Genomic DNA, 14,030 nt, shown 5'->3' with positions numbered 1-14,030 from the left:
TGTATCATGATGAATGGTGGTGATGACGATGAATATTAACGACGAACAAGTCAATGTAATAAAGAATTTTCTTATAAATAAAGTAAAGCCGTATGTAATATATCTGTTTGGTTCGGCTGTAAATGGCATCTTTAGAAGCGATAGTGATATTGATATCGCATATTTAAGTTGAAATAATTGATAAAATATTAAAAAGGGGACGGATTTACAATGAGTGATGTTGTAATTAATAAAACGGAAATTATGCATTCCTTAAAATAGCAGAGATGCATATGCAAAGGTGGTCTTTAAAACCGCCTTATTTTTATGCAAAAAATCGATGTTTTTATCATGCTTTTATTTATTTTCTATTGTGTTATTTGATAATATGTTGTTTATTGTTGATTTTTAGTATATTTAGTGTGTACAAAAACTGGTTTTCTATAGCTGCATATGGTATAATAAATATAAGATGAAGAGGAATGGAAGGAAGAAAAATGGCGCAAAAATACGATATAACGATGAAAAATATTTTTTCTGATATGGCAGATGACATAATGAGTTATTTTTTAGGACTACAATACACAAAGATTGATGAACTTAATATAGAATTTGCAAGAGTAGAACGAAGAGACAGCGACATGATATTCAAATGTACCACAGACAAAGGAAATGTCGCTGTACACATAGAATTTCAATCAGAAAATGACGAAAAGATGCCTTACAGGATGCTGAGATATTCCCTGGAGATAATGGAAAAGCATAATCTCTTACCATATCAGATAGTCGTTTATATAGGCAAAGACAATGTAAAAATGAAAAATAGCTTAAATTATAACTTTGGAGAACAAAATACATTAAACTATAAATACAGGATAATAAATGTCAGTGACATAAAATATACTGATGTTGTAGGAACAGACTATTATGACTTGTATTCGCTTCTACCATTGATGGATCAAAATAGAAGGAAAGAAGAAGGAGAAAAATATCTAGAAAGATGTGTTGAAGCTATAAAAGATATTCCATTAGACATAAACAAAAAGAAAGACATAGTTTTTAAGGCAGAAATATTATCGGGCATAATTTATAAAAAAGAAGTTATTGAGAGAGTTTTTTCGGAGGTGATAAGGATGTTTAGGATTGAAGAATCTGAAACGTACAAAATGATAATCGAAAAAGGTATGCAAAAAGGTATTGAGAAGGGAATCGAAAAAGGTATAGAAAAAGGTATAGAAAAAGGGGCACAACAAGAAAAAATTTCAATAGCAAGAAAATTATTAAAGGAAGGTATGGACGTTGATAAAGTAGCAGACATCACTGAGCTTAGCAAAGATGAGGTAAAAAAATTAATTCAGCATTAAAAAAGTTAATAAGCTGTGGTATATGCAAAGGTGGTTTTTAAATCCGCCTTATTTTTATGCAAAAAATCGATGTTTTTATCATGCTTTTATTTATTTTCTATTGTGTTATTTGACAATATGTTGTTTATTGTTGACTTTTAGTATATAATTTAATTAAAATTTAAAAACTGGAGGAAAGTGTATGCTTGCAATAGAACGAAGGAAGAGGATAATGAGGCTTATACAGGAAAACCAAAGCGTTTTAGTGCCGGAGCTGAGTAAGCTGTTTAATGTGACAGAGGAGACAATAAGGAGGGACTTGGAGAAACTTGAAGCAGAAGGACTTTTAAAGAGGACTTATGGTGGAGCGGTTATAAATGAAAATTCAAGTGCGGATATTCCCCTAAATATAAGGGAAATAACGAATATAGAAAGCAAACAGGCCATAAGTATGAAAGTTGCTGAATACATTGAAGATGGTGACACTCTCTTGCTTGATTCAAGCTCTACAGTTCTTCAGGTAGCAAAGCAGATAAAATTTAAGAAAAAGCTTACTGTCATAACAAATTCGGAAAAGATAATATTAGAGTTGGCAAATGCGAAAGACTGCAAAGTAATCTCAACAGGAGGAGTATTAAAACAGAATTCCATGTCGTTGATCGGAAATTTTGCGGAAGATATGATAAAAAATTTCTGTGTAGATAAAGCCATAATATCATCAAAAGGATTTGATATGACAAATGGTATTACGGAGTCGAACGAAATGGAAGCTGAAATAAAAAAAGCCATGGCCAACTCGGCAGAAAAGGTATTTTTGCTTCTTGATCACAACAAATTTGACAAGTCATCGTTTGTCAAGATGTTTGACTTAGATAAAATTGATTATCTATTTACCGATAGAAAGCTGTCTTTAGAATGGGAAGAATTCTTGAAAAAACACAATATTGATTTAATCTATTGTTAGTTGTATCTCACATTTTGTGAGATATTTTTTTTAAATGAAATTTTATAATTGACATTTCACGAATTCGTGATATAATAAAGATAAACAAAATAAAACAGACATAAATCAAAATAAATTCAATAAAAATTAACTTTATTTAAAGGAGGGCAAAAAGTGTATTCTGAATATGAGGTAAAAAAACAGATTTGCGAAATAGGAAAAAGGATTTACATGAATGGATTTGTGGCAGCGAATGATGGAAATATCACTGTAAGAATCGGTGAAAATGAAATAATTACAACACCGACCGGTGTAAGTAAAGGTTTCATGACTCCAGACATGCTATTGAATATTAATTTAAACGGCGAAGTATTAAAATCATCAGGAGATTATAAACCGTCTACAGAAATAAAAATGCATCTTAGAGTTTACAGAGAAAGACCGGATGTTAAGTCGGTTATACATGCACATCCGCCGTTTGGCACAGGGTTTGCGATTGTCGGCATTCCACTTACAAAGCCGATAATGCCTGAAGCTGTCATATCTTTAGGGTGCGTGCCGATAGCTGAGTATGGAACACCATCCACTGAAGAGTTGCCAGATGCAGTTTCTAAATATTTACAAAATTACGATGCGCTGCTTTTAGAAAATCACGGTGCGTTGACGTACGGTCCTGACTTGATCAGTGCATATTACAAGATGGAATCACTTGAATTTTACGCAAAGTTGACATTTATTTCTACACTTCTAGGTGGTCCAAAAGAGTTATCAGATAGCCAAGTAGAAAAGCTTTATGAGATCAGAAGAAAGTTTGGTCTAAAAGGAAGACATCCAGGCGATTTGTGTAGCACATTGGGATGCAGCACAAATTCTTCAAAATCGAATGATGACGGTGACATTTCTGAACTTGTGAATGTTATTACTAAGAAAGTATTAGAACAATTGAAATACAATTAAAAACACATTTCGAATAAAAAGAGGAATTCTCTATGAAACATTCTAAGCGATTTGAGGTTCTCAGCAAAAGACCTGTTAATCAGGATGGATTTATAAATGAATGGCCAGAGAAAGGCTTTATAGCAATATCTAGTCCCAATGATCCTAAGCCATCAATAAAGATTGAAAATGATAAGATAGTAGAGATGGATGGAAAAAGAAGAGAGGATTTTGACTTTATAGATATATTTATAGCTGATCACACTATTAACATAAGACAAGCTGAAAAATCAATGAAAATGAATTCACTTGATATAGCCAGAATGCTTGTTGATATAAATGTAGAAAGGAAGACCATCATAAAGATTGTGTCAGGGCTCACACCCGCTAAAATAATGGAAGTCGTAAATCATCTTAATGTCGTGGAAATGATGATGGCTATGCAGAAAATGCGAGCAAGAAAAATACCAGCTAATCAAGCACATATCACAAATCTTAAAGATAATCCTGTACAGATTGCAGCAGATGCTGCCGAATGTGCCTTAAGAGGCTTTAGGGAAGAAGAGACCACCGTCGGAGTCACAAAATATGCTCCTTTTAACGCAATAGCATTATTGATAGGATCTCAAGCATTAAAAAGAGGTGTGCTTACTCAGTGTGCTGTTGAAGAGGCGACGGAGCTTGAATTAGGCATGAGAGGATTTACTACGTACGCTGAGACTATATCTGTTTATGGTACTGAAAGTGTTTTTATAGATGGTGACGATACACCTTACTCGAAAGCTTTTCTCGCTTCTGCTTATGCGTCAAGAGGATTGAAAATGAGGTTTACATCTGGAACAGGTTCAGAAGTTCTTATGGGAAATGCAGAAGGTAAGTCAATGCTGTACCTGGAAATTAGATGTATCATGGTTACAAAGGGTGCAGGAGTACAGGGGCTTCAAAACGGTGCAATAAGCTGTATAGGCATAACCAGTTCAGTTCCTTCAGGTATAAGAGCAGTGCTGGCTGAAAACCTTATAGCATCTATGCTTGATTTAGAGGTAGCATCGGGTAATGATCAGACTTTTACACATTCAGACATAAGAAGGACAGCAAGGACTATGATGCAGTTTTTACCCGGTACGGACTTCATATTTTCAGGATACAGTGGAACACCTAATTACGACAACATGTTTGCTGGTTCTAATTTTGATGCAGAAGACTTTGACGATTACAACGTACTGCAAAGAGATTTGATGGTGGATGGAGGCTTAAAGCCTGTAAAAGAAGAGGATGTAATAGCAGTCAGGAGAAAAGCTGCTAAAGCTTTGCAAGACGTTTTTAGAGAGTTAAATCTTGGAGTAGTTACAGATGAAGAAGTAGAAGCAGCAGCATATGCCCATGGCAGTAAGGATATGCCTGAAAGAGATGTTTTGTCTGACCTTGAATCAATCGATGAAATGATGAAAAGAGGGATTACAGGCATTGACATTGTGAAAGCTTTATATAGATCTGGACATGAGGATATAGCAGGAAATATTTTAAATATGTTAAAACAGCGCATATCTGGAGACTATCTGCAGACATCAGCTATTCTTGACGAGGATTTTAATGTTATAAGCGCCATAAATTGTCCCAATGATTACTTAGGACCTGGGACAGGATATAGGATTGACAAAGATAGATGGGAAGAGATAAAGAATATTCCTTACACCATTAATCCTGACAATTTGTAAAGATGGTGAAAAAATGTACGTGGATGAAGATTTATTAGAAGAAATAACTAAACGTGTTATAGAAGAAATAAATAAGAAACATAAAACTGATGACCTGCCTTCGTATTTTATCGAAAATGGAGTTGCTCATAAGGGTAAGAATATAAAGGAAGTCGTTATAGGTATTGGGCCTGCATTTGGAAAGCATATAAAAAAGACTATAAATGGACTTGATCATAAAGATGTAATAAAAGAAATAATTGCAGGTATCGAAGAAGAAGGTATGGTTCCTAGGATTGTAAGAGTTCTAAAGACATCTGATGTTGCGTTTATAGGTAAAGAAGCTGCTTTGTTGAGTGGGTCAGGAATAGGTATAGGCTTACAGTCAAAAGGTACGACAGTGATTCATCAAAAAGATCTATATCCTTTAAGCAATCTAGAGCTATTTCCACAAGCTCCACTGTTAAATTTAGAATTATACAGGGAAATAGGCAAAAATGCAGCAAGATATGCCAAAGGCATGATGGTAAAACCTATATTAATTCAAAATGATTACATGGTAAGGCCTAAATATCAGGTGAAAGCTGCAATAATGCATATAAAAGAGACAGAAAGAATATTGAAAAATGCTCAATCAATTGAATTGGCGGTAGATTTGTAATGTAGGGATGATGAAGATGGACGAATATCCGTTGTCAAAAAGTGATTTTGATAAATTGGTGACAAAAACAGGTAAACATTTAAATGAAATAAATATTGAAAATGTAATGATGGGAAACGTAAAACCTGACGATATTAAGATTTCAAAAGAAGTACTTCTAATGCAAGGGAAAATTGCAGAAAAATACGGCAGACACCAGATGAAAGAGAATTTTACAAGGGCATCGGAGCTTACAGATGTTCCAGATGAAAAGATTCTGGAAATATATGAGAGCTTAAGGCCGTTTAGATCAACAAAGGAAGAGCTTATAAATCTTGCCTATGAATTAAGAGATAAATATAATGCCATTAACTGTGCTAACTTGATACTTGAGGCCGCGGAAGTATATGAAAAAAGAAACATTTTGAGAACTTAAAGGGGCTTTTCAGATGAAACTCATAGCAGGTGTTGATATTGGCAATTCTACAACAGAGGTATGTATAGCCGCTATTAAAGATGACAATACATTAGAATTTTTAAGCAGTTCCTTGACAGCAACGACAGGTGTAAAAGGCACTGTAGACAATGTGACAGGGGTTATTAATGGATTGACTGAGGCTTTAAAAAAAATTGATAAAAATATCAGTGATTTAAGCCTTATTAGAATAAATGAAGCTGCTCCAGTTGTCTGTGGTGCTGCTATGGAGACAATAACGGAAACTGTTATCACAGGCTCCACTATGATAGGTCATAATCCATCCACACCGGGAGGTGTCGGACTTGGAGTAGGAGAGATAATACATATAAAGGATTTACCTGATGCTGCGAAAAAAAAAAGTTACATTGTGGTGATACCTAAGGAAATTGGATATGAAGAAGCTTCAAGAATCATAAACATGTCATTTGAAAACGATATTGATGTAAAAGCTGCTATAGTTCAAAATGATGAAGCAGTTTTAATCAACAACAGACTAAAAAAGACTATACCAATTGTGGACGAAGTAAGACAGATAGAGAAGATTCCATTAGGAGTTGTAGCGGCTGTAGAGGTAGCACCGGAAGGCAAGTCCATAAGCACGCTATCAAATCCTTATGGTATCGCAACAATATTTGATCTTACTCCAGAAGAGACAAAGTACGTCATACCGATTTCGAAAAGTTTGATTGGGAAAAAGTCGGCAGTGGTTATAAAAACGCCAAAAGGACAAGTAAAAGAGAGGATAATTCCGGCGGGAAACCTCTTAATCATTGGTTCAACAATGTCATCAAAAGTAAGTGTTGATTCTGGAGCTGAAGCTATAATGGAATCAGTTGAGGAAGTTGGAACAATTGATGATGTAGAAGGCGAAAAAAATACAAATGTTGGAAACATGATAAAAAATCTAAAAAGCAAAATGTCAAGTATTACCGGTCAAAAAATAGACAAGGTAAAGATTAAAGACATTTTTGCGGTTGACACAACCGTTCCTGTTAAAGTAGAAGGTGGGCTTGCTGGTGAGACTTCAATGGAGAAAGCAGTTGTATTGGCAGCTATGGTAAAGACGAATGCGCTTCCTATGATAGAGATTGCAGAAAAGCTCCAAAGAGAATTGGGTGTATTTGTAAAAATAGCTGGAGTGGAAGCTGTGATGGCTGCATTAGGTGCATTGACAACGCCAGGTACAAAGTTACCACTTGCAATACTGGATATTGGTGGAGGCTCTACAGATGCAGCTGTGATTGATGAAAAAGGCATTGTAAAATCTATACACATGGCAGGTGCTGGAGAATTAGTCACAATGCTTATTGATTCAGAATTAGGATTAAATGATAGATATTTGTCAGAAGAAATAAAAAAGAACCCGATTGGAAAAGTTGAAAGTTTATTTCACATAAGAATGGAAAATAGGGAGATAAAGTTTTTTGCTAAACCCTTAAATCCTCGATTTTACGGAAGAATCGTGATTTTAAAAGAAAATGATATGATTCCTATATTTAAAGAAGATTTGACTATGGAAAAGATTATTTACGTACGAAGGCAAGCAAAATATAAAGTCTTTGTAAAAAATGCTTTCAGAGCTTTAACAAAAATTGCTCCGGGAAATAATTTAAGGCAAATACCAAATGTCGTATTAGTTGGAGGTTCTGCTTTGGATTTTGAAATTCCGGAGATGATTTTGACTGAGCTATCAAACTATAAAATCATAGCAGGTAGGGGAAATATAAGAAAAGTCGAAGGTCCAAGAAACGCTGTAGCAACAGGTCTCGTGATGTCTTATTTAGGGTGATTTTATGGAATTTATAATACCTCAAATTGTGATTTTTTCGAATACAGAAAACAGGGACTTAATAAATGAAGTTATAGCTGGCATCGAAGAAGAAGGTGCGTTATATAGATTAGCTGCCAATGAGTGCACTGATGTTGTGAAAATGGCTTATGATGCGGCAAAAGCATCTGTATTAGGTGTTGGAATAGGTATACAGGGAGATCTAATATGTCTACATTCTAAAAATTTAGAGATGATGGAACCTTTGATTCTTTCAAAAAAAGATAAAAATTTTAGCCCTAAGCTTATTGGATGCAATGCTGCAAGATATGTAAAAGGATTGCCGCTTAAATACATAGATTAGCAGGTGGTGTTATGAGTATTTATTCTAAAACTGGTGATGATGGTTACACGTCGCTATTAAATGGGGAAAGAGTTCCAAAAGACGATTTAAGAATAGAGACGTTAGGAAATTTGGATGAATTGACAAGTTATTTAGGTTTTGCAAAAGCTCAAATAGATGATGATTCCATAAAAAAAGAGATAGAAAATATTCAGATAAAGGTAAAAGTAATACTTTCAGAGATAGCAGATGGCAAAAGCGATAAATGGCATATATCAGAAAATGATGTCTTTGACATAGAAAGATTAATTGACGATTATCAAAACATGGTAAAGATTAAAAATGGTTTTGTAATACCTGGTAAAAACCAAATCTCAGCATTATTAGATGTTGTAAGGACTATAACGAGAAAAACTGAGAGAAGCTTAATCGAAGTCGACAAGAAATATTCTGTAAATATTAATTCGAAAGTTTACATCAATAGATTGTCTGACTATTTGTTTGTTTTAGCAAGGTATATGGAAATAAAAACGGAAATAGAAGAAAAAGTAAAAGACGCGATAAGAAAGCATTATGGAAAGAACAAAGGCGAAATAAAGCTAAATTTAGATATAGCAAAAAATTTGATGGCGAAGGTAGAAAAGAAGGCAGAAAGCATTAATCTACCGGTTGCTATTGCAATAGTCGACATGCATGGCAATTTGATAGCGGCTCATTTTATGGATGGTACACTTCTTGAAAGCATGAATCTAGCAATAAATAAAGCTTATACATCAGTAGCGCTTAAAATGCCGACGCATGAGTTGTCAAAACTTGCACAACCAGGGCAGCCTCTTTACGGAATAAATACAACTGACAGCAGAATCGTAGTGTTTGGAGGTGGTTGTCCTATAAAGTATCAAGGTGAAATTGTTGGAGGAATTGGAGTTAGCGGTGGTACAGTAGAGCAAGATGTGGAACTTTCTATTTATGGTGCAGATGTATTTGAGGAGGTTATATCATGAAAGTTAAAGAGGAAGATATTGAAGCGATTGTCAAAAAAGTCTTATCGGAATTTAATCTTGAAAAGACTACCAGTAAGTATGGGGATGTTGGAATATTTCAAGATATGAATGATGCTATTAGTGCTGCAAAAGATGCCCAGAAAAAATTGAGGAATATGCCCATGGAATCGAGAGAAAAGATTATACAGAATATAAGAAAAAAGATTATGGAGAACAAAAAAATACTTGCAGAAATGGGCGTTAGAGAAACTGGCATGGGGAGGGTAGAGCACAAAATAGTCAAACATGAACTCGTAGCACTTAAGACACCAGGTACAGAAGATATAACAACTACAGCATGGTCAGGTGATAAAGGACTGACATTAGTTGAAATGGGGCCGTTTGGTGTAATAGGTGCGATTACTCCTTCTACAAATCCAAGTGAAACTGTCCTTTGCAATAGTATTGGAATGATAGCAGCGGGCAATTCTGTCGTATTTAATCCACATCCAGGTGCGGTAAATGTATCTAATTACGCTGTCAAGTTAGTAAATGAAGCGGCTATGGAAGCTGGTGGACCTGAAAATTTAGTTGTATCTGTTGAAAAGCCAACACTTGAAACAGGAAATGTTATGTTCAAAAGTTCTGATGTTTCGTTATTAGTTGCAACTGGCGGACCTGGCGTAGTTACAGCAGTTCTTTCATCTGGTAAAAGAGCTATTGGTGCCGGAGCTGGAAATCCACCAGTTGTAGTTGATGAAACTGCAGATATCAAAAAGGCTGCAAAAGACATTATCGATGGTGCTACATTTGACAACAATTTACCTTGCATTGCTGAGAAAGAAGTAGTATCTGTAGATAAAATAACAGATGAGCTTATTTATTACATGCAAAAGAATGGATGCTACAAGATTGAAGGAAGAGAAATTGAAAAACTCATTGAGCTTGTATTAGATCACGAAGGTGGCAAAACAACATTAAATAGGAAATGGGTCGGCAAAGATGCCCATTTAATACTAAAAGCTATAGGTATAGATGCTGATGAGAGCGTAAGGTGCATAATTTTTGAGGCTGAAAAAGATAATCCGCTGGTGGTAGAAGAGCTAATGATGCCTATTTTAGGAATAGTAAGAGCTAAAAATGTTGATGAAGCTATAATGATTGCGACAGAATTAGAACACGGCAATAGGCATTCAGCACACATGCATTCAAAAAACATTGATAATTTAACAAAGTTTGGCAAAATCATCGACACCGCTATATTCGTAAAAAATGCGCCATCGTACGCCGCGTTAGGATATGGCGGTGAAGGTTACTGTACATTCACGATTGCAAGCAGAACAGGTGAAGGATTGACATCTGCAAGGACTTTTACCAAAAGCAGGAGATGTGTATTGGCAGATGGATTATCAATAAGATAGGAGAGGATAATATGGAAGTCAATCAGATAGACATTGAGGAAATAGTGAAAAAAATATTAAATGATTTGAAAAATGAGCCTAAAGAAAATATTAAAGAGAGCAATTCAACATTACCATCTACATGTAGAGCTGCTGTACTTACTGACGTTAAAAAAATAGAAGTAAAGGAATTTAACATCCCAGAAATAAATGATGATGAAATGCTTGTTAAAGTAGAAGGATGCGGTGTATGCGGTACTGATATTCATGAATACAAAGGAGATCCCTTTGGTCTTATACCATTGGTTTTAGGACATGAAGGAACAGGCGAGATAGTCAAACTGGGAAAAAACGTAAGACGTGACTCTGCAGGTAAGGAAATTAAAAAAGGAGATAAAATTGTTACATCTGTAGTTCCGTGCGGTGAATGCGATATATGCTTAAATCATCCAGATAAGACGAATTTATGTGAGAATTCAAAAATTTATGGTTTAATACCTGATGATAATTATCATTTAAATGGCTGGTTCTCAGAGTACATCGTCATAAGGAAAGGCTCAACATTTTATAAGGTCAATGACATGAATCTTAATTTGAGGCTTCTTGTAGAGCCGGCGGCAGTAGTCGTACATGCCGTAGAACGTGCAAAAACGACAGGACTTTTAAAATTCAACAGTAAAGTCCTTGTACAAGGTTGTGGTCCTATAGGATTACTGTTGCTTTCAGTTGTAAAGACACTTGGAGTAGAAAATATCATAGCTGTTGATGGTGATGAAAATAGACTAAATATGGCTAAAAGATTAGGTGCTACAGCACTCGTTAATTTTACGAAATACAGCAATATTGATGAACTTGTTGAAGCTGTTAAAAAGGCAAGCGATGGAATTGGCGCAGATTTCGCATTTCAATGTACAGGTGTTCCTTCTGCAGCGTCTAATATTTGGAAGTTTGTAAGACGGGGAGGTGGTTTGTGCGAAGTTGGGTTCTTTGTAAATAATGGTGATTGTAAGATAAATCCCCATTATGATATTTGCAACAAAGAAATAACAGCAGTTGGCTCATGGACTTACACTCCTCAAGATTATTTGACAACTTTTGATTTTCTCAAAAGAGCTAAAGAAATAGGACTTCCAATCGAAGAGTTGATAACACATAGATTTTCACTTGATAAAATGAATGAAGCTATGGAAATCAATATGAAGCAGGAAGGGATAAAAGTAGTGTATATAAATGACAGATTTTAGGTGATATGATGCAAGCTGTTGGATTAATCGAAGTATATGGATTGGTAGCGGCGTTTGTAGCAGCAGATGCTGCATGCAAAAAAGCTAATGTCGTAATAGAGTCTTTCGATAATAATAAGCCATTAAACGCTGAAGCATTGCCAGTTCCATTGATAATAGTTGTTAAACTTAGAGGAGATCTTGAGAATGTAAAAATAGCAGTTGATGCTGCAGTTGATGCAGCTAACAAAATATCTGGAGTAGTTTCCACAGATATAATAGCAAAACCAGAAGAAGACACCGAAAAGCTATTAAAGCTAAATTGTCTAAAATAAAAAATCGAGGAGGATTTTGATTATGGTACAAGAAGCATTGGGAATGGTAGAAACGAGAGGATTGGTAGCAGCAATAGAAGCGGCAGATGCAATGGTTAAGGCTGCAGATGTTACTTTGATAGGAACTGAGAAAATAGGATCAGGGCTAGTGACTGTCATGGTAAGAGGAGATGTCGGTGCAGTAAAAGCAGCGACAGAGGTTGGCGCAAATGCTGCTTCAAAATTAGGAGAGTTAGTAGCTGTTCATGTAATACCAAGGCCTCACACTGATGTTGAAAAGATATTGCCGACCATTAAATAATTTTGGCACATTTAGGAGTGCAATAAATGCATGCAATTGGACTTATTGAAGTAAATGGATTTGTTACAGCGGTAGAAACACTGGATGCCATGTTAAAAACAGCGAATGTAGAGTTTGTAACATGGGAGAAAAAACTTGGAGGCAGACTTGTGACGATCATTATTAAGGGAGATGTTTCAGCAGTTGAAGAGGCAATTTTAAATGGAAAGAATGAAGCTGATAAAATTACACGGACAGTAACATACGCGGTAATACCAAATCCACATCCAGAAACTATAAAGATGGTAAATATTAGTGCAGGAAAGCTATTTAAAATAGATGGTGGTGAAATAAATGAGTTCTGAAGAAAAGGACACAAATGTCAAAGATGTTAAAGGCGAAAAACAAAAAAATAATTTAGTAAAAGTATCAAATGAAATTAAGGAGGAAATGATTATGGAACAACAAGCATTGGGAATGGTAGAAACGAGAGGATTGGTTGCTGCAATCGAAGCGGCAGATTCAATGGTAAAAGCTGCTAATGTCACATTGATAGGCACTGAAAAAATAGGTTCAGGGCTTGTAACTGTTATGGTAAGAGGAGATGTTGGCGCAGTAAAGGCAGCGACAGAGACCGGCGCAAATGCTGCTAAAAAATTAGGCGAGTTAGTAGCTGTTCACGTAATACCGAGACCTCATGCAGATGTAGAAAAAATATTGCCTACAATAAAGTAGTGTGATAAAAGTGAACGATAAATTGATAGAAATCATATCAAAGACGATAGCGGATACGCTTAGTGAAAGGAATTCGTTGAAGATACCAGTAGGTGTATCAGCGCGCCATGTACATTTGACTAAAGAACATTTGGAGATATTGTTTGGGAAAGATTATGTTTTAAAAAAGAAAAAGGAATTGATGGGTGGACAGTTTGCAGCAGAAGAGTGTGTAACAATAATCGGCTTTAAATTAAATGCTATTGAGAAAGTGAGAGTTTTGGGTCCTTTAAGAGATAAAACGCAGGTAGAAATATCGAAGACTGATGCAATAAGTTTAGGATTAAACCCTCCTATACGGGAATCAGGTGATATAAAAGGCTCATCACCAATCACAATTGTAGGGCCGAAAGGTTCCATATCATTAAAAGAAGGATGCATAATAGCCAAGAGACATGTTCACATGTCACCTGAAGATTCTAAAAAATTCAAAGTTTTGGATAACGAAATAATATCAGTTAAAGTAAGTGGTCAGCGAGGCGGAGTTTTAGAAAATGTACAGGTTAGAGTTGACGAAAAGTATACACTTGAGATGCATATTGATACAGATGAAGCTAATTGCATGGGACTAAAAAGCGGCGATTTTGTTGAAATAGTTAGAGATAATAGGAGTTGAAAAAATTGATAATAGCTAAAGTTGTTGGTACTGTTATTTCTACCCGCAAAAATCAAAATTTAATAGGCAATAAATTTCTAATAGTAGAACCAGTAAGTGAAATGAATTATGACAATAAAAATAGGATTGTTGCAATAGATAATGTAGGTGCAGGTGTAGGAGAAATAGTATTAGTTACCTTTGGAAGTTCAGCAAGAATTGGTTGTGGTATGGCAGATTCGCCTGTAGATGCAGCAATTGTAGGAATTGTTGATAGCATAAAAGATGTGATAATTGAGGATTAGTTTATTTG

At 35.3% G+C, this 14,030-nt stretch carries 18 protein-coding genes; all 18 read left to right on the top strand.

The window, feature by feature from the left end:
• The first annotated feature begins 28 nt into the window (after positions 1-28).
• The 18 genes from THEXY_RS12430 to THEXY_RS10580 all read left to right on the top strand — a co-directional run bounded on the left by THEXY_RS12430 (position 29) and on the right by THEXY_RS10580 (position 14,022).
• Positions 29-172 carry a nucleotidyltransferase domain-containing protein gene (locus tag THEXY_RS12430; RefSeq protein ID WP_013788845.1) on the top strand — a complete coding sequence of 48 codons (144 nt, stop codon included), beginning with the start codon at positions 29-31 and terminating at the stop codon, positions 170-172.
• A 304-nt stretch (positions 173-476) separates the two neighbouring features.
• Positions 477-1,343 (top strand): Rpn family recombination-promoting nuclease/putative transposase, encoded by an 867-nt coding sequence (locus THEXY_RS10660; RefSeq protein WP_013788844.1) that lies wholly within the window; start codon positions 477-479, stop codon positions 1,341-1,343.
• 181 nt (positions 1,344-1,524) lie between these two features.
• Positions 1,525-2,286: a DeoR/GlpR family DNA-binding transcription regulator gene (locus tag THEXY_RS10655; RefSeq protein ID WP_013788843.1), complete on the top strand. Its 762-nt coding sequence runs from the start codon at positions 1,525-1,527 to the stop codon at positions 2,284-2,286.
• Between the two features lie 153 nt (positions 2,287-2,439).
• Positions 2,440-3,222 carry a class II aldolase/adducin family protein gene (locus tag THEXY_RS10650; RefSeq protein WP_013788842.1) on the top strand — a complete coding sequence of 261 codons (783 nt, stop codon included), beginning with the start codon at positions 2,440-2,442 and terminating at the stop codon, positions 3,220-3,222.
• A gap of 32 nt (positions 3,223-3,254) precedes the next feature.
• Positions 3,255-4,919 carry a propanediol/glycerol family dehydratase large subunit gene (locus tag THEXY_RS10645; RefSeq protein ID WP_013788841.1) on the top strand — a complete coding sequence of 555 codons (1,665 nt, stop codon included), beginning with the start codon at positions 3,255-3,257 and terminating at the stop codon, positions 4,917-4,919.
• 13 nt (positions 4,920-4,932) lie between these two features.
• Positions 4,933-5,559: a propanediol/glycerol family dehydratase medium subunit gene (locus THEXY_RS10640; RefSeq protein ID WP_013788840.1), complete on the top strand. Its 627-nt coding sequence runs from the start codon at positions 4,933-4,935 to the stop codon at positions 5,557-5,559.
• A 16-nt stretch (positions 5,560-5,575) separates the two neighbouring features.
• Positions 5,576-5,974, top strand: coding sequence for a diol dehydratase small subunit (locus tag THEXY_RS10635; RefSeq protein ID WP_013788839.1), 399 nt, complete (start codon positions 5,576-5,578; stop codon positions 5,972-5,974).
• A 13-nt stretch (positions 5,975-5,987) separates the two neighbouring features.
• Positions 5,988-7,805, top strand: a complete 1,818-nt coding sequence (locus THEXY_RS10630; protein ID WP_013788838.1) for a diol dehydratase reactivase subunit alpha — start codon at positions 5,988-5,990, stop codon at positions 7,803-7,805.
• A gap of 4 nt (positions 7,806-7,809) precedes the next feature.
• Complete coding sequence (locus THEXY_RS10625; RefSeq protein WP_013788837.1) at positions 7,810-8,148, top strand: glycerol dehydratase reactivase beta/small subunit family protein; 339 nt, start codon at positions 7,810-7,812, stop codon at positions 8,146-8,148.
• A gap of 11 nt (positions 8,149-8,159) precedes the next feature.
• On the top strand, positions 8,160-9,131 hold the full coding sequence (locus tag THEXY_RS10620; protein WP_013788836.1) for a cob(I)yrinic acid a,c-diamide adenosyltransferase: 972 nt from the start codon (positions 8,160-8,162) through the stop codon (positions 9,129-9,131).
• On the top strand, positions 9,128-10,531 hold the full coding sequence (locus THEXY_RS10615; protein WP_013788835.1) for an aldehyde dehydrogenase family protein: 1,404 nt from the start codon (positions 9,128-9,130) through the stop codon (positions 10,529-10,531). Before THEXY_RS10620 ends, THEXY_RS10615 begins: the two co-directional genes overlap by 4 nt.
• Positions 10,532-10,542: 11 nt before the next feature.
• The gene (locus THEXY_RS10610) at positions 10,543-11,754 is read left to right on the top strand and encodes a zinc-dependent alcohol dehydrogenase (protein WP_013788834.1); all 1,212 of its coding nucleotides are present in this window, start codon (positions 10,543-10,545) and stop codon (positions 11,752-11,754) included.
• 5 nt (positions 11,755-11,759) lie between these two features.
• Positions 11,760-12,068: a BMC domain-containing protein gene (locus THEXY_RS10605; RefSeq protein ID WP_041592131.1), complete on the top strand. Its 309-nt coding sequence runs from the start codon at positions 11,760-11,762 to the stop codon at positions 12,066-12,068.
• Positions 12,069-12,090: 22 nt separating this feature from the next.
• Positions 12,091-12,369, top strand: a complete 279-nt coding sequence (gene pduA / locus THEXY_RS10600) for a propanediol utilization microcompartment protein PduA (protein ID WP_013788832.1) — start codon at positions 12,091-12,093, stop codon at positions 12,367-12,369.
• A gap of 26 nt (positions 12,370-12,395) precedes the next feature.
• Positions 12,396-12,713 (top strand): BMC domain-containing protein, encoded by a 318-nt coding sequence (locus tag THEXY_RS10595; RefSeq protein WP_013788831.1) that lies wholly within the window; start codon positions 12,396-12,398, stop codon positions 12,711-12,713.
• A 91-nt stretch (positions 12,714-12,804) separates the two neighbouring features.
• Positions 12,805-13,083, top strand: a complete 279-nt coding sequence (locus THEXY_RS10590; RefSeq protein WP_154645638.1) for a BMC domain-containing protein — start codon at positions 12,805-12,807, stop codon at positions 13,081-13,083.
• 10 nt (positions 13,084-13,093) lie between these two features.
• A complete protein-coding gene (gene pduL, locus THEXY_RS10585; protein WP_013788829.1) occupies positions 13,094-13,738 on the top strand; it encodes a phosphate propanoyltransferase in 645 nt (214 codons plus the stop codon).
• 5 nt (positions 13,739-13,743) lie between these two features.
• Positions 13,744-14,022, top strand: a complete 279-nt coding sequence (locus THEXY_RS10580) for a EutN/CcmL family microcompartment protein (RefSeq protein ID WP_013788828.1) — start codon at positions 13,744-13,746, stop codon at positions 14,020-14,022.
• The last annotated feature ends 8 nt before the right edge of the window (positions 14,023-14,030 follow it).

The sequence above is a fragment of the Thermoanaerobacterium xylanolyticum LX-11 genome (assembly GCF_000189775.2).
Taxonomy (GTDB): Bacteria; Bacillota; Thermoanaerobacteria; order Thermoanaerobacterales; family Thermoanaerobacteraceae; genus Thermoanaerobacterium; species Thermoanaerobacterium thermosulfurigenes.
The sequence above is the reverse complement of the archived record's forward strand: the minus strand, read 5'-3'. Positions and strand labels throughout refer to the sequence as shown.